The 19541-nt window shown below is 70.7% G+C and carries 15 protein-coding genes; 3 read left to right on the forward strand and 12 right to left on the reverse strand.

What is annotated here, in order from left to right; all coding sequences use genetic code 11:
* Window positions 1–56: 56 nt before the first annotated feature.
* The gene (locus WMF17_RS38250; RefSeq protein WP_437598334.1) at window positions 57–1874 is read right to left on the reverse strand and encodes a S53 family peptidase; all 1818 of its coding nucleotides are present in this window, start codon (window positions 1872–1874) and stop codon (window positions 57–59) included.
* Window positions 1875–2381: 507 nt separating this feature from the next.
* Between WMF17_RS38250 and WMF17_RS38255 the strand changes: the two genes are divergently transcribed.
* Window positions 2382–4811, forward strand: coding sequence for a hypothetical protein (locus WMF17_RS38255; protein ID WP_437645937.1), 2430 nt, complete (start codon window positions 2382–2384; stop codon window positions 4809–4811).
* Window positions 4812–4880: 69 nt separating this feature from the next.
* Here the strand turns inward: WMF17_RS38255 and WMF17_RS38260 are convergent, their stop codons facing one another.
* The 7 genes from WMF17_RS38260 to WMF17_RS38290 all read right to left on the reverse strand — a co-directional run bounded on the left by WMF17_RS38260 (window position 4881) and on the right by WMF17_RS38290 (window position 11762).
* Window positions 4881–5939 (reverse strand): tellurite resistance/C4-dicarboxylate transporter family protein, encoded by a 1059-nt coding sequence (locus WMF17_RS38260; protein ID WP_437645939.1) that lies wholly within the window; start codon window positions 5937–5939, stop codon window positions 4881–4883.
* Window positions 5940–5954: 15 nt separating this feature from the next.
* Entirely contained in the window at window positions 5955–6179 is a 225-nt protein-coding gene (locus tag WMF17_RS38265) for a DUF6755 family protein (RefSeq protein ID WP_437645941.1), read from the reverse strand.
* Window positions 6176–6730, reverse strand: coding sequence for a Rieske 2Fe-2S domain-containing protein (locus WMF17_RS38270; protein WP_437598338.1), 555 nt, complete (start codon window positions 6728–6730; stop codon window positions 6176–6178). The genes WMF17_RS38265 and WMF17_RS38270 overlap by 4 nt, the downstream gene beginning before the upstream one ends.
* Before the next feature lie 8 nt (window positions 6731–6738).
* Complete coding sequence (locus WMF17_RS38275) at window positions 6739–7374, reverse strand: 4Fe-4S dicluster domain-containing protein (protein WP_437598339.1); 636 nt, start codon at window positions 7372–7374, stop codon at window positions 6739–6741.
* Between the two features lie 18 nt (window positions 7375–7392).
* Entirely contained in the window at window positions 7393–9708 is a 2316-nt protein-coding gene (locus WMF17_RS38280; RefSeq protein ID WP_437598340.1) for a molybdopterin oxidoreductase family protein, read from the reverse strand.
* The gene (locus WMF17_RS38285) at window positions 9705–10871 is read right to left on the reverse strand and encodes an MFS transporter (protein ID WP_437645942.1); all 1167 of its coding nucleotides are present in this window, start codon (window positions 10869–10871) and stop codon (window positions 9705–9707) included. The genes WMF17_RS38280 and WMF17_RS38285 overlap by 4 nt, the downstream gene beginning before the upstream one ends.
* 321 nt (window positions 10872–11192) lie before the next feature.
* A complete protein-coding gene (locus WMF17_RS38290; RefSeq protein ID WP_437645944.1) occupies window positions 11193–11762 on the reverse strand; it encodes a response regulator in 570 nt (189 codons plus the stop codon).
* 118 nt (window positions 11763–11880) lie between these two features.
* Between WMF17_RS38290 and WMF17_RS38295 the strand changes: the two genes are divergently transcribed.
* Complete coding sequence (locus tag WMF17_RS38295) at window positions 11881–12789, forward strand: membrane dipeptidase (protein WP_437651435.1); 909 nt, start codon at window positions 11881–11883, stop codon at window positions 12787–12789.
* Between the two features lie 309 nt (window positions 12790–13098).
* Window positions 13099–13458 carry a hypothetical protein gene (locus WMF17_RS38300; RefSeq protein WP_437645946.1) on the forward strand — a complete coding sequence of 120 codons (360 nt, stop codon included), beginning with the start codon at window positions 13099–13101 and terminating at the stop codon, window positions 13456–13458.
* Between the two features lie 97 nt (window positions 13459–13555).
* Here WMF17_RS38300 and WMF17_RS38305 read toward each other — a convergent pair whose 3' ends face one another.
* The 4 genes from WMF17_RS38305 to ppdK form a co-directional block, all read right to left on the reverse strand.
* Window positions 13556–13999 (reverse strand): hypothetical protein, encoded by a 444-nt coding sequence (locus WMF17_RS38305; RefSeq protein ID WP_437645948.1) that lies wholly within the window; start codon window positions 13997–13999, stop codon window positions 13556–13558.
* Window positions 14000–14030: 31 nt separating this feature from the next.
* Window positions 14031–14780, reverse strand: coding sequence for a PspA/IM30 family protein (locus WMF17_RS38310; protein WP_437598347.1), 750 nt, complete (start codon window positions 14778–14780; stop codon window positions 14031–14033).
* A 109-nt stretch (window positions 14781–14889) separates the two neighbouring features.
* Entirely contained in the window at window positions 14890–16440 is a 1551-nt protein-coding gene (locus WMF17_RS38315) for a hypothetical protein (RefSeq protein ID WP_437645950.1), read from the reverse strand.
* 197 nt (window positions 16441–16637) lie between these two features.
* Window positions 16638–19403, reverse strand: a complete 2766-nt coding sequence (gene ppdK / locus WMF17_RS38320) for a pyruvate, phosphate dikinase (protein WP_437645952.1) — start codon at window positions 19401–19403, stop codon at window positions 16638–16640.
* Between the last annotated feature and the right edge of the window lie 138 nt (window positions 19404–19541).

Below are 19541 nucleotides of genomic sequence, written 5' to 3' on the forward strand. Positions count from 1 at the left end.
GCGTGCGGTCGGATCGAGCCGGCGCGCGGCGCCGCCCGGCCCGGCGGGCCGCGCCGCTACGGCAGCGTGGTGGCGAGGCCGATCGCGCTCGGCGCGCCCCAGCCCGTCGGGTAATCCCAGCCGGGCCCCGCGGCAAAGAACTCCGTCTCGCCGCTCACGATGTCGCGGAACGTCGCTTGCACGTCGGGGGTCGTGTAGAGGATCGAGTTGAGGAACCCGACGCGCGGCAGGCCCTGCGCCTCGCGGTAGCTGTTCACCACGGCGATGATCCCCGCGAACGCCGGCGCCGAGAACGACGTCCCGCCGTAGCGCTTCCACTCGCCGAGGTAGTAGACCCAGTACGGGGCCGGCGAGAGCGCGGCGTGCATCGCGACGTCGGCGACCGCGCGCTTGCCGCCGGAGCCCTCCACGACCCCGACCTGCCAGGACGGGATCGGGAACGAGAGCGTCGGGCCGGAGCCGGAGCCGGACCAGGCGACCTCGCTCTCGACCTCGCCGTTCCGGGTGAGCCAGAGCGACGTCCCGCCGACCCCGGTCACGTACGGGCTCGCCGACGGCGTGTCGGTCTGCGCCGAGTCGCCCGTCGCCGCGACGACCGTGATCCCGAGCGCCGCGGCCATCCGCGCCGCGTGGTGGTACTGGAGCCGCACGGCCGGCGGCTCGGAGTCCTCGCGGTGGGCGAACGAGTCCGTGATGACCGACACCTCGCCGCGGGCGATCGCCTCGTTGAACGTGTAGACCATCGACGTGTTGCGCGCGTCGGGCCCCTGATACACAACGAGCTCCGCGCCCGGCGCGAGGCTCCCCGACCACGCGACGTCGAGCGTCGACTCCAGGTAGCGCGTCGCGACAGGCTCCATCGTCACGACGACCGCCGGGTTCGCCCGCTGCACGCCGAGCGCGCGCCAGAACGACTGGAGGTCCCTGTACTTGAAGGTGGCGCCGACCGTGACCCCGAGCTTCACGCCCTGGCCCGTGAACCCGAGCTCGTAGAGGTCGTCGAGGTCGTACGCGCCCGCGATCTGCGCGGGGGTCATCCCCCGATCGACGTCGGGCGGCGGATCCGGCTCGATGCTGCCGCCCTCGGGCGGGAGCGGCTTGGTGCTCGCCGCGAGATCCGCCGTGATGATGCCGGTCGTGCGGTCGGACACCCACGTCGGCACGGTGAGCTTGCCGAGGGTGCCGTAGACGTCGAACGGGGGATTGCCCGCCTGCGGGTTCTCCCGCTCGAAGACCCTGAGCTCCGTCTTGAAGGCCTCGTTGAACTGGGCCACCGTGCCGGTGAACTGGATCAGCAGCCGGTTCGTGGCCGTGAAGTTCACCGTGAGCCCTTGCTCCTCGAGCCAGAGCTTCACGAGGTGCACGTCGAGCTCCCGCGGCGCGTACGCCGCGATCCACGCCTCCGGGGTGAGGTACTGGCGGAACCGCGGGCTCGCCGGGTCGTAGATCTCCTCGATCGCCACGTCGAGGAGCCCCGCGTTGCGGATCGGGAAGCCCATCAGCGCGCGGACCACCTCGTCGCCGCCGGCCGTGCCCTTGTCGTCGTACACGCCCGGCAGCGGGCTCGGGATCCCGTCCACGGCCTCGGCGGGCTCGATCTCTTCCTCGGTGAAGTCGGGCAGCTCGTCCGGCAGCGCGACCCCGCCGGCCCCGCCGCCGCCGTCCGCCGTCGCGCCCCCGCCGCCGCTCCCGGACACCGCCCCGCCGCTCCCCGTCGCGCCGCCGGCCCCGCCGCTCCCTGTCGCGCCGCCCGCGCCGCCGCTCCCCGTCGCGCCGCCGGCCCCGCCGCCGCCCGACAGATTTGCGAGCTGTGGATCCGACTCGCAGCCACAGCTCGAGGCCGAGAAGGCCACGCTGTTTGCGAGAACGAACAACCCGAGGACAGGAGCGGCCCGGAGAACAGATGAAGTGCGGCGCATACCCAGGAGGGATTCAAACCCCTTCCGACAGGCCGATCCAGCCCAATCGTCAGGGTGCGCTGACGTGGCATCACACGGGCGCCGCCCGCAACACAACGCGCCTCGGCGGAGGGTGCGGAGCACCACATCGCACCTTGTCTCGAACAGATCCGCCGCTGCGCCGCGGCGCGGTGGCTCGGTCGGAGCGCGGCGCGGCGGCTCGCTCGGGGCGCGGCGCGGCGGCTCGCTCGGGGCGCGGCGCGGCGGCTCGCTCGGGGCGCGCGCTGTAGGGGGCGTCCTTCTTCTCGAACAGCAGATGTTTTTGGCGCAGCGGACCTCGCCAGACAATTGTATCGATGCGACCACGATGCGACGCTCCGGCTGCCCGGGCGTCCTGCGCCCCCTGGCGCGCTGCGTTCTTCAGCGATTATGGCGAAGACTTACCGTCCGCGGATCCCCAAGCCCTTTCGCATCCCGCGACCGATGACCTCGCAGGGGGACGCGGCGCGCTTCGGCTGGCTCCGGCCCGATGTGCTCTCGATCGCCGCGGGCGCGCTGATCGCGGCCGTGGCGCCGCTCGATCGGTTCGACTACGTGGCGCGCGGCCTCACCGCGTCCGCGCTCGCCGACGCCGCGCCCTCCACGCAGGTGCTGCTCGTCACGGCCTCGCCCGAGGCGCTGCGCGACGGGCTCTGCGCGCGATCGCTCCCCGGGCTGCTCGAGCGCGGGCGCGCGCGCGGGGCGCTGCTGGTCCCCCCGGCGGACGCGTTCTGCGGCGGCGACGCCGCGGGCCGCGCCGCGGGGGCGGCGCCCGTCGTCCGGATGCCGCCGGGGCTCTTGCGCCTGAGCGCGGGCGAGGTCGTCGGCTTCTTCCCGCTGGCCGCCGAGGAGCGCGCGGCGGAGCTCGGCGCGCTCGGCGTCTCGGCGGCGCCCTGGGTGCTCAAGAAGGCGCCGCAGAGCGTCCCGGCGGTCAGCCTGCGCGATCTCGCGGACGGCCAGGTCCCGGCGGCCGCGCTCGAGGGCCGCGTCGCGGTCGTCGGGGTCGGCGCGGGGGGCGTCGCGCCCCAGGCGGTCGCGACGTCGGCGCTGCCGCCGGCGAAGGGCATCGCCGCGGTCCTCGGCGGGCTGCTCGACGGCGGCCGGCGCGCCTCGGCCCCGATCTGGGCGCCGGCGCTCTTCGTCCTGCTCGCCGGCGGGCTCGTGTGGCTCGCGCGCCGCCGCCACGGGAGCCTTGTCGCGACGACCGCGCTGTTCCTCGCCACGTTCGCGCTCGCCGCGGGCCAGAGCGTGCTCGCCGCGCGGGCGGAGGCGAGCCTCTTCCCGCTGCCGAGCACCCTGTTCGGCCTCGCCGTCGCGTTCGCGGGCGTGATGATCCTCCGCGGGCTCGCCGTCCAGCGCTCGGTCGATCGCGCCGCGGAGCTCATCCAGCGCGCCGCGCTGTTCCGCATGCAGGGGGTCCACACGCTGCGGGACGAGGAGTTCTGGCCGCGCGTGGCGCGCCTCGCCGAGCAGGCGCACCCGGCCGATCTCGTGCTCATCGCGGAGCTGCCCGCGGGCAGCTGGCACCTCAGGTTCTGGAACGATCGGAGCGACCCTCGCGGCGGCGAGAGCCTCGTCGCGGAGCGCCGCCACGACGTCCGCCGCCCGCCGTACAGCAGCGAGCAGGGCGTGCCGGCGATCCGCCTGGCGCGCCGCTTCCTGACGAAGCAGGACATGCCGGCGGTCGTGGTCCCGCTCATCGCGTTCGGCGAGATCGAGGGCTACGTGTTCTTCTGCGGCCCGGTCGCGGAGCAGACGTTCTCGCGCGAGCCGGAGCGGGCCGAGCACGTCGGCCGCGAGCTCGCGCTGCTCCTGCGCCGGAAGCGCCTCGCGCGCACCGCGGAGGCCGACGCGGGCGGCGCGGGCGACGAGCGCGCCGGCCGTGCGCCGGAGGACGATCTGGTCGAGGGCGCGCGCGTCGCGCTCGACGACCTCCAGCTCTTCGGGTCGATGCTGCGCAGCGCGCCGGTCGGGCTCCTGTACGCCGACGCCTTCGGCGACGTCCGCTTCGTCGCGCCGGAGTTCGCGAAGTGGCTGCGCGCGCGCGACGTCGTGGTCCCCGCGGAGAGCGCGAGCGCGGCGCTCCCGCCCGGCTCGCTCACGCTGGGCGACGTCCTCGGCGCCACGTCGGCCGGCAGCGCCGCGGTGTCGCTCTCCAGCGTGATGGCGAGCGACGAGGGCATCGAGCTCAGCGTCAGCGCGCCCGAGCCGTATGTGCTCTCGGTGCGCCCGCTCCGCCGCGAGTCCGACGGCTCCACGTGGATCGCGGGCTACGTCGCCGCGCTGATCCCGGTGAAGCAGCCGGCCCCTGGCTCGGGCAACGTGCGGCCGCTCGCGGCGCGCGACGCGACCGATCCGCTCTGCGCCTTCCAGCTCGGCGACGTCGTGGCCGACGCCGTCGCGAGCGCCGCCCGCGCCACGGGCCGGGCGGTGCGGCTCGAGCCGATCCGCGGCGCGACGCACGCCCTCGGTCACCGCGGCGAGCTCGGGCAGGTGCTCGAGGCGTTCCTGACCGACGTCGCGGGCCGCGGGCTCCCTGGGCACGGCCCGGTGGTGTCGGTGCGCGAGGCGCCGCAGGGCGTGCAGCTGTCGATCCTGGACGTCGGCTTCGGCCTGGGGCTGCCGGAGTCGGCGCTCCAGCGCGTGCTCACGGCGCCCGGCGCCGCGCCGGCCGGGCTCGAGCCGCTCGGCCGGCTCATCCTGGCCGTGGAGGACAGCCACGGGCACGCGGAGCTCAAGACGAACGACGGCTGGGGCATCACGCTGACGGTGACGCTCCTCAGGGCGCACCCGCGCGTCGGCGGGTCCGCGCACGAGGGCGGCAAGCCGGCGGCGCAGAACGTCATCGCGATCGGCAGGGCGAGCCCGAAGTAGGAGCGGGCTCCCGCCGTCCTCGGCCGGCCTGCGCCGCCCGCGTGACAGCGCGACCCGCGCCTGCGGTCCTCAGGCGGATGGCGCTCGGGCCTGCGCCTTAGCCGAGGCCAGCAGCGAGAGGATCATCGCGACGAAGACAACGATCCACGACAGGAGCGCCACGTAGCTCGAGTAGCGGGGGATGATCAGCAAGAAATCCAGATCGACGGCCCGCGCCAATCGAATCGTACAGACGGTGTACATCCCCAGCGGGAACACCATTCCCCAGTACTGGGGATCGTAACGGAAGGGAAACCGGCGGACGGCGTGGCGCCAGATCCCCAGGATGATCAGGAGCGGGATCCACCAGGTCGCGGCGCCCCAGAAGAAGAGCGTGAAGCCTGTCAGGAACGCCTCGATCCTCGCGATCAGCGGCGACGCCTCCCGAGCGAGCAGCAGCGTCGACCCCGCGAGAGTCGTGATGGCCACCGCCCCCATGTTGATCCAGTAGGGCGGCGTCAACCGTTCCATCGTCATCGGGAGAAAGGTGAAGCGGTAGAAGATCAGCGTGATGATCGTGAGGTAGAGCAGGGCGCCGAGCAGGAACATGCACAGCGCGAAGAACAGCACCGGGGCGGGCGCCGTCATGCCGGGAGCGAGGAGCGAGCCGAGGACGGAGACCCCCTGCGTGGCGACGATCGCGATGAGCCAGGCGCCGTTGATGCCCTCTTCGAGCGAGGGTTTCTGCTCGCGCACGATGACCGCGGTGAGGAAGCTGTACATGACGACCCCCCACAGCGCGATCCCCGCGAACCAGAGCACGCGCGCGGCGGAGGGCTCACCGCCGACGACGAGGAGCTCCGTTCCGAGCACGCAGGTCCCGGCGACGAGCGTGAAGAACCCAGGACCGCGGCCGTGATCGCGGAGGTCGCCCAGCACGCGCCCGGGGTAGACGGCGAGGCGCATGAGCAGGAGCAGGCTCAGGAGCGCGTAGATCGCGATGTTGACCAGGAGCAGGGCGCGGGCGGTCCATGACAGACCGACGAGCTCGCACGCGATCGAGACGATGCCTGTCGCCATGACGAGCGCGAAATAGCCGGGATACAGGTCCTCGACACCGCGCGCGATCCGGCGGGTCAGCGTCGTCATGCCTGAGCCGTCCATCTATTCGAACCGGACCAGGTACCGGAGGAGTCCTATGTTGAGACCCAGGCACAAAAGGCTCACGAGCGCCGCGGGGAGCGCGACCGTCGTGTCGCCGCCCAGGGTCGCGTTCACCGTCGCCGTGAGGAGCCAGAGCTGGAGCACGACGATCAAGATCACGAAGACGAGCATTCCGTTGATGATCGTCATGCGCTGGGCGCGGGCGATGCGGTTCCTCGGCTTCATGTCGCCGAGTCCTCGACGCCGGTCGCATAGACGGTCTCGTCGCGCACCTCGAGCAGCACGCGGGGGAGCCGTCGCTGCGGCGGACCGGCGAGTGGAGCCCCTGTGTGCAGGTCGAACCAGCCGTTATGGCAGGGGCAGTGGAGCTTGCCTTGCGCGACCGCGGGGATGACCGGGCACTGGAGGTGCGTGCACTGCTGATCGTAGGCCACGAAGGCGCGCGGCCCCGTCTTCACCAGGAGCCGCGGCGTGCTGCCCTCGGGATAGGTGAACGTCTTGGCCCCCCCCACGGGGAGCTCGCCGACGGAGGCCACCGGGAGCGCCGGCGCCCTCGCCTCGCGCCGGCCGAACAGGCTCTTGTAGACGAGCCAGAGCTGCCCCACGGCGAAGGCGCCGCTCGTCAACACGACGTATTTGATCAGATCGCGGCGCGAGACATAGTCGTCCTCCGCCCAGTCGATCGGGAAGTCGCGCCGCCAGCGCGGTTGCTGGGTGTCCGGGGCCCGGTCCGGCGGCACCGAGCGCGGCTCGAGAGGGCCTCGATCGCCGGTCATGGGCTGGCTCATGCTCCCCCTTCGCCCGCGAACACGTCGTCGAGCACGTCATGGCCGATGGTGGGCTCGTACATCGCCGCGGTGACGTCGATGATCTCCTGCGCCGAATCCGCCGGGACCATGACGTTCACCTTGGTCCGGATCGTCTGCGCCCCGAAGCGGAACGTGTTCACCGGCCTGGCGCGCGGGCGGAGCCTGGCCATCTCCTCGCGCGTGCCGAAGGCGAGCGCCTGGCTCGGACACACCGAGGCGCACATCGGCTTGAGCCCGACCGACGTGCGGTCGTAGCACATGTCGCATTTCATCATCAGGTTCATCCGGGTGTTCATCTTCGGGACACCGAACGGACACGCGAGCACGCAGTTGTTACAGGCGATGCAGCGCGGCTTTCGCGCCGTCTGGACGACGCCGTCCTCGGTGCGCTTGATGGCGTCGGCCGGGCAGACCTCGGCGCAGGTGGGCGAGTCGCAGTGCATGCAGATGACCGGCAGCGTCTGCGTCGAGCGCTCTCGATCCACGTAGTCGAGCTGGATCATCGATTGCCCCTTGTGCGTGTCGCACTCGGTGCAGGCCTGGATGCATGACTGACAGCCAATGCAGCGGCCGGGGTCGACGAAGAATTCGTGCGTCTCGGGGACGGGCATCGTACGAGGAGCCTCCGCTCACTGCTGGGGTTCGAGGATCATTGCGTGGTTCGGAGGAGCGTCGGCCTTGCTCACCCGGACGGCGCAGACCTTGTATTCGGGGATCTTCGAGATCGGATCCTGAGCGGAGATGGTGAGCTGGTTGGCGCTCTTCCGGCCGCCCCAGTGGTAGGGGACGAAGACGGTGTCCGGCCGGATGGTCTTGACGACGGACGCGCGCAACGTGACGCTCCCTCGACGACTCTCGACCTGGGTCCAGTCCCCTTCGGCGATCCCGAGCTGCCCGGCGAGCCGCGGGTGGATCTCGACGCGCGGCTCCGGGCAATGATCGACGAGCGGACCGATGCGGCGCGTCTGGTTGCCGGACAGGAACTGGCTGACGACCCGCCCGGTCGTGAGGATGACCGGGTACGCGTCGTCGACGTCCTCGGCGGGCCCGACGTAGGGCGTGGGGTTGAAGCGAGCCTTCCCGTCGGGGAAGTAGAACGGACCGCTCCCCTTGGCCACGGGGTTCCACGAACCGGGCTCGAACAGGCGCACGGTCCCCTGGGGGCCGGGGTCGGGCGCTCCCTCCGGCGTCTCGCTCCGGCACGGCCAGAAGACGCCGAAGTTCTCCTCGATCCGCTCGTACGTCACGCCAGAGTAGTCGCAGACGCCACCCTTCGAGGCGATCCGGAGCTCATCGAACATCTCCCGCGGGCTCTCGAAGGTGAGCCCGCGCTCCCGGCCGAGGGCCTTCGCGATGTCCTGGATGATCCGCCAGTCCTGCCGCGCCTCCCCGGGACAATCGACCGCCTTGTTGATGCGAACGATGCGCCCCTCCACCTGCGTCACCGTCCCTTCGTCCTCCTCCTGGAGCGACCCCGGCAGCACGATGTCCGCGTAGCGCGCCGTCTCGCTCATGAAGAAGTCGATCGCGACGAAGAAATCGAGCTTCTCGAGCGCTGCGCGGACGAAGTTGTTGTCCGGGAGCGACACGACCGGGTTGAAGCAGATGGAGAGCAGGCCGCGGATCTCTCCGGCGTGGGCCTTGCGCATGATCTCGTACGCATCGACGCCGGGCCGCGGGAGGTCGTCGGGGCTCATGCCCCAGACGCTCGCCACGTACGCCCGATGCTCGGGATTCCCGAGATCGCGGCCGCCCGGCAGCTGATCGCACTTCTGCCCGTGCTCGCGGCCGCCCTGCCCGTTGGCCTGACCCGTGATGGTGGCGTAGCCAGAGCTCGGCCGCCCGATGCGCCCCGAGGCAAGGACGATGTTGATCGTGCTGAGGACGTTCTGCACGCCGTGGCTGTGGTGCTCGATCCCGCGGGCGTGCAGCAAGAAGCTCGTCTTCGCCGTGCCCCACCACTCGGCGGCCTGCCGGATCGTCTTCTCCGCGATCCCGGTGACCTCCGCGGTCCTCCGCGGCGTCCATTCGCGCACCAGCTCGGCCACCGCGTCGAAGCCCACGGTGTGCTGCTGGATGAAGTCGTGATCGAGCCAGTCGTTCTCGATCATCAGCTGCAAGATGCCGTTGAAGAGGGCGGCGTCGCGCCCCGGTTTGACGGGGAGGAACAGGTCGCACGTCCGGGCGATCGGCGTGATGCGCGGATCGACGACGATGATCTTCGCCCCGTGCTCGCGCGCCTGCCAGAGGTAGTCCGTGGTGATCGGCGCGCACTCTGCCACGTTGGCGCCGGCGACGAGGATCACCTCGCTGCCCAGGATGTCGCTCCACGGGTTCGCCGCGCGGTCGACGCCGAACGCCTTCTTGTTGCCCGCCCCCGCGCTGACCATGCACAGCCGACCGTTGTAGTCGATGTTGGCCGTCCGCAGGCACATGTGGGCGAACTTGCCCATCAAGTACGTCTTTTCGGTCGTCAGGCTGGCGCCCGACAGGAGGGCGAACGCGTCCCGGCCGTGCTCCCGCTGAATACGCTCGATGGCGTCCGCGACCCGGCGGATCCCGTCTTCATAAGCGAGCCTCCGGAAGCCCGAAGGCGCCGCCGGGTCCTTCTCGTAGGCGGAGAGCAGGCGATCGGGGTGCGCCTGTTGCAGGTAGCGCTTGACCCCCTTCGGGCAGAGCATGCCGCGGTTGAAGGGGAACTCGTACCACGGCTCGATCCCGACGATCGTGTTGTCCTTGACCTTGAGCTGCATTCCGCACTGCTGACCGCAAAAGCAGCAATGCGTCTTCACGAGCTTGTCGGGCTCGACGCCGCTGTCGACGCGGAGGTCGCTCGCATAGGCCCGGTGAGGCCCGAACTCGCGGATCACGCCGAGATCCAGCTCCGGCGTCGGCAAGGCGGGCCGCGCCGCAGCATTTCCGGAGGTGTCCTTCGATCCGTTCATGGGTGAAAATTCTCCGCGTCTTCCGTGTCCAGGGGGCCTTCGCCGAGCCCAGGATTGGCATACACCGGCATGGGGAGAGGCCCCTCGCCCGGCAGCGGCGCGCCGCCGCGGCGGCCATGCCACGACAACCCCTGCGCCAGCGCGAACGACGCGCGCCGGCAGGGCGGGCAGATCCATTGGTAGTGCTCGGCCTCGCTGCCAGGGATCTCGTAGCGGTATCCCAGCTCTCGCTCCACCTGGATCAGGTCGAGCACGTGCATCCGCGAGGTGAAGGCGTGTCCACAGCGCCGGCAGTGCGCCTTCTCCTCGGCGCGCCCCATGTCCTTGTAGAAGCCGACGCCCAGCTGGGCGGGGCGCTGGAAGATGTGGAAGAACTTGCCGAACGGCAGCCAGACGAACGTCATGATCACGGTGACGGCGTGCAGGATGGAGATGAACGTGAACCCGTACCCCTTCATCCACGTATAGCTCGCCGTCAGCATGAGCCCCGTGACGCTCACGGCGAACAGCAGGAGGAGCGGCATGAGATCCTCGGCGAACCGCTGCAGCGCGCCCGCGCCCTCTTCCCGCATCCGGCGCCGCATGGCCAGCATGACCCCCGCGATCACGAGGAACGACGCCCACACGAGGCCGTGGAACAGGAAGAACCCCAGCGCCGAGTCGTGGGGGAACTGGAACGCAGGAAATCCGAAGACCACCGCTTCATAGAGCGCTGGATCGGAGGGCACCGGGCGAAAGTGGAGCCAGCCGAAGACGAGCGGAAACGTGATCGCCACGGCGAGGGTGCAGCCCCACATGATGAGCAGGTGCGTCAAGCCACGCAGCCCTCCGCGCCGCACGATGAAGCGGTTCAGGAGGACGTCCAGGCTGAAGCGCGACAGCCAGAAGCGGGCGTTGCGGAGCCGGAAGCCGCGCCGGAGGAACGCTTGCCAGCCGCGCCGCCAGTAGAGCGCGGTCGGTGGACGCGATAGCCACATCGCGTAGCGGTACGTGAGGCCGAAGGTCGCGAAGAGGATCGAGAATGTGTAGGCCACGAGCGCCGCATCGAAGTGGGCGAGGTTGCGGGAGCCCACCAGGATGAGGACCCCGAGCAGGGTCGTCGCGACGAGGCCCCACGTCACCGAACGTGCGACTTCGCCGGTCGTGGTTCGTGTTCGAGTCATCGCCTGATGTCCCTCTCGAATCTGCGTGAACTTGCGTGAGCCGAGGCCGAGCGTCGAGCTGAAGCGTGGATTGCGTCTTTTTTGCGCCGCTCCGTCCGGCGTTCTCGTGCGGCGCTTTCGCGCTGTAGCACAAGCACGCGTCGGACATCGCCGTATTTTCGTGGCGCGGGTCTCCTTTCGTGGCGCGGGTCTCCTCAGCGAACTGAGCCGCCGTCAGCGACCTATCTCATCCGCGGGACGCCGATCACGTCGTGATGGATCCCTGTACCCACCTGGGAAGGACGCCCGGGTCACAGGACTTCACCGAGCGCGAGTCTCCTCCTACGACCGCCGCCGGAGGATGTGCTGGAGCAGCTGGCGCGAGATGTTCAGGAGCTGCGCCGCCTTCCGCCGGCCCCCTCCGGCGCGCGCGAGCGCCTCGTCGACCATGATGGTGCGGACCTGCTCCTCGACCTCCTGGATCGATGTCTGCCCCACGGCTGCGCGCACCTGCGGGCGGAGATCGGGCGGGCGGGCCAGCGCGTCGTCGATCGCGCGATCCAGCTCCTCGAGGCGCAGCGGCTTGGCCAGGAACGAGCGCACGCCCATCTGGGCGAGGCGGAACGATACCGCCGGGCTCGCCGATCCGCTGATGGCCACGATGGCCGGCGCGACAGCACAGGCCATTGCCCGCTCCACGACGTCGACGGCGCTCCCGTCGGGGAGCGTCACGTCGGCGATGATCCCTTGAAACGCCCCGTCCGCGAGCGCGCGATACGCCTCGGCCACCGACGCGCAGGCGACGACCTCGACGCCGCGCACCTCGAGGGCCTCGCCCAGCTGTGCTCTCCGCGGTCGTGCTCCTCGTGGTCGACCGCGTGCTGAACGGCGGCCGCGACAATTTCTGGGCAATGGCCTCGCTGTTCTTGATGCTGCTCCTGACCACCGCCTGCGCGGCTTTCCTCGTCACGCGGCGCCCCCTCCGCGTCGGCTTGCGCAGCTCCGCGAGAGTGAAGGTCACAAGAACCGGCTGGGGCTCTTGCCCCTGGGCCGCGTCGCCATCAACGAGATGATGAAGCTCGGGATGATCATCGACATCGATCACATGTCCCAGAGGATGGTGGGCGACGTGCTGGCGTTCACCCGATCGACGCCCGGCGGCGCGTATCCGCTCGTCTCGGGTCACAATGGGCTCCGCGGCTCGAGCGGCAACGAGAACGGCCGCACGGACGCCCAGTACACGGAGATCGCCGCGCGCGGCGGGCTCGCCGGCGTCGGCTTCGGCGGCTCCAGCGCACGGAGCTTCCTGCGGGATGCTGCCGCCGTGGCGGCGATCACGTCGGGCGGCAAGCGGCTCCAGATCACCCTCGGCTCGGACATCAACGGGATGGTCGTCATGCCGCGCTCTCCCGAGTGCCAGGCGCCCCGGAACCAGGTGGTGATGGTGCCTGGCGACGCCTGGGGGCACCCGCCCGCCCAGCTCCGGTGCACAGGCCGCGAGATCGACGTGCGCTCCGCGCGGCTCGGCTGCCTCGACATCCAGACCAGCGGCAACCTCACGGGCCTCGTCGGCCAGGCTTGCGACGGCAGGCCGTCCTGCTCTTACAAGGCTCCGACTCCCGCCGAATACAGCCGAGCCGGTGTCCGGACCGCGACGCGCACGTTCTGCACGCAGGCCATGGAGATCGTCTACCGATGTGTCGATCCGGCCGCGGACGCGTGCGTCGACTACGCAAGCTTCCCCAGGGCCCGGATGGGGAGCCGCTCGTGGAATTACAACGAGGAGGGGGTCGCCCACATCGGGCTCTTCCCGGATTTCCTCAAGCACGTCGAGGCGCTCCCGGGTGGGCAGCAGCTCATCGACGGGCTCTACAACGGGGCCGAGGGCGTCGCGCAGATGTGGGCGACGGCCGAGGCGGTCGGCCGCTCCGTCCCCTGATCCGTACACGCCCGGCGCACGACAGCCACGCCCCCCGCTCGCGGCGGGACGTCTCGTCAGAACTCGAAGGGACAGAAGCCATGAGCTCGCGACGACCCATCTCGAGCCACATCGCCCTCGTCATCGCCTTCGCGACTCACAAAACGCAGTCAACATGAACGGAGACAGCACATGACACACGACATCAAGAGCAAAAACGGCATGTTCCTCGAAGGCCAGGACGGTCTCACCGTAGCCCGGTCGAGCGGGAAGGGGCGAGGCATGCTGCTTCTCATGAGAGCGAGCGGAGCTCTCGCCCTCACCGCTTCCATGGCGCTCACTGGCTGCATCGCGCAGGAGGGCGACGAGGCCCTGGGAGAGTTCGCGCAGGAGGGCGATGAGCCCGTGGGAGAGGCGGAGCAGGAGTTCAGCATCGCTGTCGTGCCGGTGACCTGCAACAGCGGCTGGCCCGGTACGCGGGGCTGCTACAAGCGGCTCGGAGATGGGAAAAAAATCATCCCCGGCACGGTCTCCGTCCAGATCGATGGCCACAATGGCTCTATCGGGCACAGTGCGTCGCTGATCGACAACAACCGAGCGATCAATTTCACGGCGAGCATCCACGAGGGGAACGCGTTCGATCCGGGGAGCAACACGACAAAGTTCCTCGTCCTGTGGGCGTACGAGTAGCATCGTTCGTAGCCCTCGCGGCTCTCGACGGTCGCGGTGAGCACGGGGACACCTCGTCGCTCGCCGCTCCCGCCGCCCGTTCCTCGGAGGACGAGCTCTACTCGATGGAGAGGGTGACGGTATCGCCCGTCTGGTGCGTCACGGTGAGGCTGCCGGAGAAGATCTCCTCGAAGGTGAAGTTGAGGAGGACGAGCGAGTAGCTCGTCTCGTATATCGACGCCGCGGCGGTCGAGAAGCTGTGCTCCAGCCTCTCGAAATGGATGTCGCCCTCGAACTCGCGCGACGAGATCCAGGAGGGCTCCCCGTCCGCCATCACGGGCACCAGGGCGCACTCGCCGTTCGTGGGCTCGCCGTCGATGAAGTCGGTTTCCCCCACGCCCCAGGCCCCGGCGACGAACGTCGCGCAGCCCGCCGTCGCGTATTCGTCCGCTGCAATCGCGAGCTCCACCGAGCCGAGGCCGCTGCCGCCCGCGCCGCCGCCGCCCTCGGCAGGGCTGCCGCCCACGCCTGCGCCGCCGCCGCCCTCGGCATGGCCGCCCACGCCGCCGCCCCCCGGCTCTCCCCTCAGCCGCTCAGGACCCGATCCGGATCTTCTTCTTCAGCGCGGCGAGCTCATCATCGACCGCCGCGCCGCCGGGCCTGTCCGCGCCGCCGGCGCTGCTTGCGCTGCCGCGGCCGTGCTCGAGCTGGGCGAACTTCGCCTCCAGCTCGGCCGCCGACAGTCCGCCGCCGGAGATCGCCTCCTCCACCTCGCGCGACGCCGCGACCTGCGCCACCTGCCCCTCGACCTGCTCCTCCATGCGCCGGAACTCGGAGAAGGCGCTCTGGCCGCTCCGCGACCCGAGCCCCTCGGCGCCGCCGCCGGCGCGGCTCTGCTGGATCTGCGCCGCGAGCGTGCCCTTCCGCGCCTGGAACTCCTCCTGCTTCGCCTCCATGCGCTCGAGCTCGGTCTTCATCGAGATGACCGCGGAGCGCTGCTCCGCGCGCATCGCCTCGGCCCGGTCGCGCTCGCCCACGACCCGCTTCTTCTGGACGAGCGCCTCGCGCGCGAGCTTCTCGTCGTCCGCCTTCAGCGCGAGCTCGGCGCGCTTCTCCCACTTCTCCGCCTCGGCGTCGAGCTCGTCGACCTTCTTGCGCAGCACCTTCTCGGCCGCTACCGCGTCGACCAGCTCCTTCCGCGCCGCGCGGACCTGGTCCTTCATCTCCTCGACGATGAGATCCAGCGACTTTTTCGGATCTTCCGCCTTGTCGAGGAGCGCGTTGACGTTGCTCGAGATGACCTTTCCCATCCGGTCGAAGATGCCCATGCCGGTAGCGTGCACCGCCCCGCCTTCCCTGTAAAGCGCCCGCGCGCCGCGCTGCCGGCGCCCCGCGCCGGCCCGCCGGCGCCCCCTCCGAGCGCGCCCGCCGCCCCGCGCCGGGGCCCGGCGCTCAGGGCGGGGGCGGGTACGCCGGACCGACGCTCGACTCCACGAACGACCGCGTCGTGAGCAGCGGGATCTTCACCGCCTCGTCCTCGTACAGCGGCCTCACCACGCAGGTGTCCTCCCCGCACTCGCCCCCGTCGACGAACGCCACGTCGGCGACGAGCCAGTACCGGACGCTCCCGTCGCTCGACGAGAACGTGACCGGCGCCTCCGGGTCGTAGAACCCCGTCGGGCCGAGATCTGCCCCGAGGGCGCCGTGGCAGAAGATCTTGACCCGCGGGTGAACCGCGTAATCCCGGCCGTGGCTCGAGTAATAATGGACGCCGATCCGCATCCACTGCCCGAGCGGCGGGAAATCGACGTTGATGTTCTCGGGCGCGCAGAAGTCGTCGCTGTTCGGGTCCGTGACGCCGGGATCGCACGTGATGTTGTCGATGTCGAGCCGCGGGTTGTGGCACCCCCGGCCGAGGGTGCGCCACGCCTCCCCGGCGTCGCGAGGGGCGGAATAGCAGGTGTTCCTGGCCTCCACCGGGTCCAGGAACCAGCTCACCGGCTCCGGCGGCGACGCCGTGTCGCTGAACCAGCGGATCTCCGGATCCGACTCCAGCATCTGCACCGTGCAGTTGTTGTAGCCGCAATCGCTCGGCGAGCCCCCGACCCTCCACGGCTGCGTATCGTTCGGCTGGTGCAGGTGCAGATCGAGATCCACCCCGTCGCCGCCGAGGTCGTGCTCCCACTCGAGCTCGACCCGCAGGCCGGGCGCGCCGACGTAAAGGGCATACTCGCAGGAGCCGGTCGTGCCGTCCGCGAGGCGCTTCGTGTAAACGACCTTGTACTCCCCCGACTGGAGCGGTTTGTAATCATCCGCCGGGTCCGCTCCAGACACCGCGGGACACGGCTCGATGCCCGCCGGGCAAACGACGGACCACGTCTCCGAGCCGGGCTCCGCGTCCACGCTGAACGTGCCTGTCCCCTCCTTCAGGTCCACGTCGGCGAACGGCGGCGCCTGCAGCGCGTGGCAGCCCGCGGGGCTCTCGTTGAAGCAGGCCTCGGTCGCGTGGCGGCCGCCGATGCACGGCCCCCACACGCCGACCTCGTTGCACAGCTCGGTCCCCGAGAAGCACCCCTCCACGGCGCGGTACGACGGATCGCCCATGAAGCACGCGTGCGCTTGCCCCGCGACGCAGGAGCACGTCTCGTCGACCTGACCGTCGCAGTCATCGTCGAGGCCGAGGTGGTTGAGATCGCAGAGCTCCTCCGGTCCGCACTCGGTCCCGCACGGGTTCACGGCTCCATCGACGACCCCGGCGTCCTCGCCGGAGGAGATCGTCCCGCCGAAGCCGGGCTCCGGAGAGGCGCCCCCGCTGTCGCCGGCGGCGGCGCCGCCGTCGCCTCCTCCTCCACCTCCTCCGCGTCCTCCGCCGCCGGCGGCCGCGACGCCCGCGCCGGGATCGTCGCGCGAACCCGAAGCATGGCAGCCGACCGCGACGAACGCACCCGAGGCCGCGGCCCCCAGAACAGCGAGGAGCGCAGAGGAGACGCCGAGATGACGCATGAGACCTCCAGTCGCCAGCGCGCGGCGGAGCAGCTTGGGCGCTCAGGCGCGCCAAGCCGGACACCGGCGATGAACAGCGAGGTGCGTGTCTTAGCAGAACCGGCGCGACACCAAAGTACGCTCGCAAACGCGCAAAGCACGCTTGTGAGAACGGATGTCGCGCCGCCCGATCGGCGTATGTCCTGGAAAGGAGATGGTCAGTCCGTCGCGCGCGGACCCCTCGAGGACTCGGCCGCGAGCGCCGCCTGCGCGGCCGCGAGGCGGGCGACGGGGACGCGGAACGGCGAGCAAGACACGTAATCGAGCCCGGCCCGCTCGAAGAACGCAATCGAGCTCGGATCGCCGCCGTGCTCGCCGCAGATACCGAGCGTCAGCCCGGGCCGCGCCGCGCGCCCCCGATCCCGACCCATCTCCACGAGCGCCCCGACGCCGACCACGTCCAGCGACTGGAACGGATCCTTCGTGAAGATGCCGGCCTCGACGTACGCCCCGAGGAACCGGCCCGCGTCGTCGCGCGAGATCCCGAGCGCCGTCTGCGTGAGATCGTTCGTGCCGAAGCTGAAGAACTCCGCCTCCTCGGCCAGCTCGCCGGCCACGATCGCGGCGCGCGGGAGCTCGATCATGGTCCCGAACCGGACATCGACCCTCCGGCCCTTCTCGGCGAACACCTTCTCCGCGACCCCCTCGACGAGCGCGCGCGTGATGGCGAGCTCGCGCCGGGTCATGCTGAGCGGGATCATGATCTCGGGCTCGACCTCGATGCCCGCCGCCGCGACCTCGCACGCCGCCTCGAGGATGGCGCGCGCCTGCATCTCGTAGATCTCCGGCGACGTGATCGCCAGCCGGCAGCCGCGGTGGCCGAGCATCGGGTTGTACTCGGCGAGCTCCTCGTTCTTGCGCTGGAGCTCCTTCACCGGGACGCCCATCGCCCTCGAGAGCTGCTGGAGCTGCGCCTCGTCCTGCGGCAAGAACTCGTGCAGGGGCGGATCGAGCAGGCGAATCGTCACGGGCAAACCGGCCATCTCGCGGAAGACACCCACGAAATCGCTGCGCTGGAACGGGAGCAGCTTCGCGAGGGCGCGCCGCCGCCCCGCCTCGCCGTCCGCGAGGATCATCTCGCGCACCGCCTGGATGCGCTCCTCGTCGAAGAACATGTGCTCGGTGCGGCAGAGCCCGATGCCCTCCGCGCCGAAGTTGCGCGCCGTCCTCGCGTCGTGGGGCGTGTCGGCGTTCGACCGCACGCGCAGGCGCCGGACCGCGTCGGCCCAGACCATGAGCTCCTCGAACTCGCCGCTCAGCGCCGCCGGGACGGTCGGCACCGCCCCGAGGTAGACCGTGCCGGTGCCGCCGTCGAGCGTGATCACGTCCCCGGCCTTCACCGTGATCGTGTCGGTCGGGTGCCCGTGATCGTCGTAGATCGTCACCGCCATCTGGCCCTGGCTCACGCTGACGGCCGAGCAGCCGGCCACGCAGCTCTTGCCCATCCCCCGCGCCACAACGGCCGCGTGGCTCGTCATGCCGCCGCGGGCCGTCAGGATGCCGCGCGCCGCCTTCATGCCGTGGATGTCCTCCGGCGACGTCTCGGACCGCACGAGGATCACCGCCTTGCCCTGGCCGGCGCGCCGCTCCGCCTCGTCCGCGCTGAACACCACCTGCCCCGTCGCCGCCCCCGGGCTCGCCGGCAGGCCGCGCGCCAGCAGCTTCTTCGGCGCGCTCCCGTCGATGCTCGGATGGAGCAGCTGATCGATCGAGCCCGGGTCCACCCGCAAGATCGCCTCGCGCTCGCTGATCAGGCCCTCCTTGGCCATCTCGACCGCGATGCGCACGGCCGCCCGGCCCGTGCGCTTTCCGGTGCGGCACTGGAGCAGATAGAGCTTCTTCTGCTGGATCGTGAACTCCAGGTCCTGCATGTCGCGGAAGTGCTGCTCCAGCTTGCCCTGCACCTCGACGAGCTCCGCATACGCCTCGGGCATCTTCGCCTCGAGCGAGCAGTCGTCCTCTTCGTTCGCGCCGCCCGATCCGGACCTCGACAGCGGGTGCGGCGTGCGCACCCCCGCCACGACGTCCTCGCCCTGGGCGTTGGGGAGCCACTCGCCGTAGAAGCGCCGCTCCCCGGTCGACGGATCGCGCGTGAACGCGACGCCCGTGCCGGAGTCATCGCCCAGGTTGCCAAACACCATGGCCTGGACGTTGCACGCCGTCCCCCAGGCCTCCGGGATATCGTGCATCTTGCGGTACACCTCGGCCCGGTGGTTCTTCCAGCTATCGAATACCGCCCGGATCGCGCCCCAGAGCTGCGCGTAGGGATCGTCGGGGAACGGCCGCCCCGTCGCCCCGAGGACGATGTCCTTCTGCCGCTGGATGAGCGCCGCGAGCGACTCCGGATCGAGCAGCGAGTCGGGCACCTTGCGCTCGAGCTCGGCGGCGTTCAGGCGCGTCGCGTCGACGCCGAGCCGCGCGGCGGCCTGCTTGCGCGCGCGGCCGAGCGCCTCCTCGAAGCGGTCGCGGGGCACGCCGAGCACGATATCGGCATACGCCAGGATGAACCGCCGGTAGGCGTCCAGCGCGAATCGCTCGCTGCCCGTGCGCCGCGCGAGCCCCCGCGCGATCTCGTCGTTCAGGCCGAGGTTCAGGATGGTATCCATCATTCCCGGCATCGACGCGCGCGCGCCCGAGCGGACCGACACGAGCAGCGGCGCCTCGACGCTCCCGAGCCTCGCGTCGAGCAGCGACTCCAGCCGGCCGATCGCCGCCTTGATCTCGTCCTCGACGCCGGCGGGGAGCACCCTCCCCGCGGCGTAATACGCGTTGCAGACCTCGGTGGTGACCGTGAAGCCGGGCGGCACCGGGATGCCGAGGCGGGTCATCTCCGCGAGCCCCGCCCCCTTGCCGCCGAGCAGCTCCTTCTGCTGTGCGTCCCCGTCCGCCTGCCCCCCGCCGAAGAAGTATATCGGTTTCCGCATGGCGGGCACACGCTAGACCGTCCGCGCAGTCGGGTCGAGATCCCTCGAACGCAGCACACGGGCGGCCTGCGGCGACGCTGGATCCGCGACCGACGGAATCGGTGCGCACCTCACAAAAATACCAGCCCTCGACGGCGG

The organism is Sorangium sp. So ce362 (genome assembly GCF_051519845.1).
Classification (GTDB): domain Bacteria; phylum Myxococcota_A; class Polyangia; order Polyangiales; family Polyangiaceae; genus Sorangium.

Bases quoted from the DNA above. Each gene is read 5' to 3' on its own strand.
- WMF17_RS38255 (WP_437645937.1), top strand. From the start codon at position 2,382: ATGACCTCGCAGGGGGACGCGGCGCGCTTCGGCTGGCTCCGGCCCGAT.
- WMF17_RS38260 (WP_437645939.1), bottom strand. From the start codon at position 5,939: ATGACGACGCTGACCCGCCGGATCGCGCGCGGTGTCGAGGACCTGTAT.
- WMF17_RS38265 (WP_437645941.1), bottom strand. From the start codon at position 6,179: ATGAAGCCGAGGAACCGCATCGCCCGCGCCCAGCGCATGACGATCATC.
- WMF17_RS38270 (WP_437598338.1), bottom strand. From the start codon at position 6,730: ATGACCGGCGATCGAGGCCCTCTCGAGCCGCGCTCGGTGCCGCCGGAC.
- WMF17_RS38275 (WP_437598339.1), bottom strand. From the start codon at position 7,374: ATGCCCGTCCCCGAGACGCACGAATTCTTCGTCGACCCCGGCCGCTGC.
- WMF17_RS38280 (WP_437598340.1), bottom strand. From the start codon at position 9,708: ATGAACGGATCGAAGGACACCTCCGGAAATGCTGCGGCGCGGCCCGCC.
- WMF17_RS38285 (WP_437645942.1), bottom strand. From the start codon at position 10,871: ATGACTCGAACACGAACCACGACCGGCGAAGTCGCACGTTCGGTGACG.
- WMF17_RS38300 (WP_437645946.1), top strand. From the start codon at position 13,099: ATGGCGCTCACTGGCTGCATCGCGCAGGAGGGCGACGAGGCCCTGGGA.
- WMF17_RS38315 (WP_437645950.1), bottom strand. From the start codon at position 16,440: ATGCGTCATCTCGGCGTCTCCTCTGCGCTCCTCGCTGTTCTGGGGGCC.
- ppdK (WP_437645952.1), bottom strand. From the start codon at position 19,403: ATGCGGAAACCGATATACTTCTTCGGCGGGGGGCAGGCGGACGGGGAC.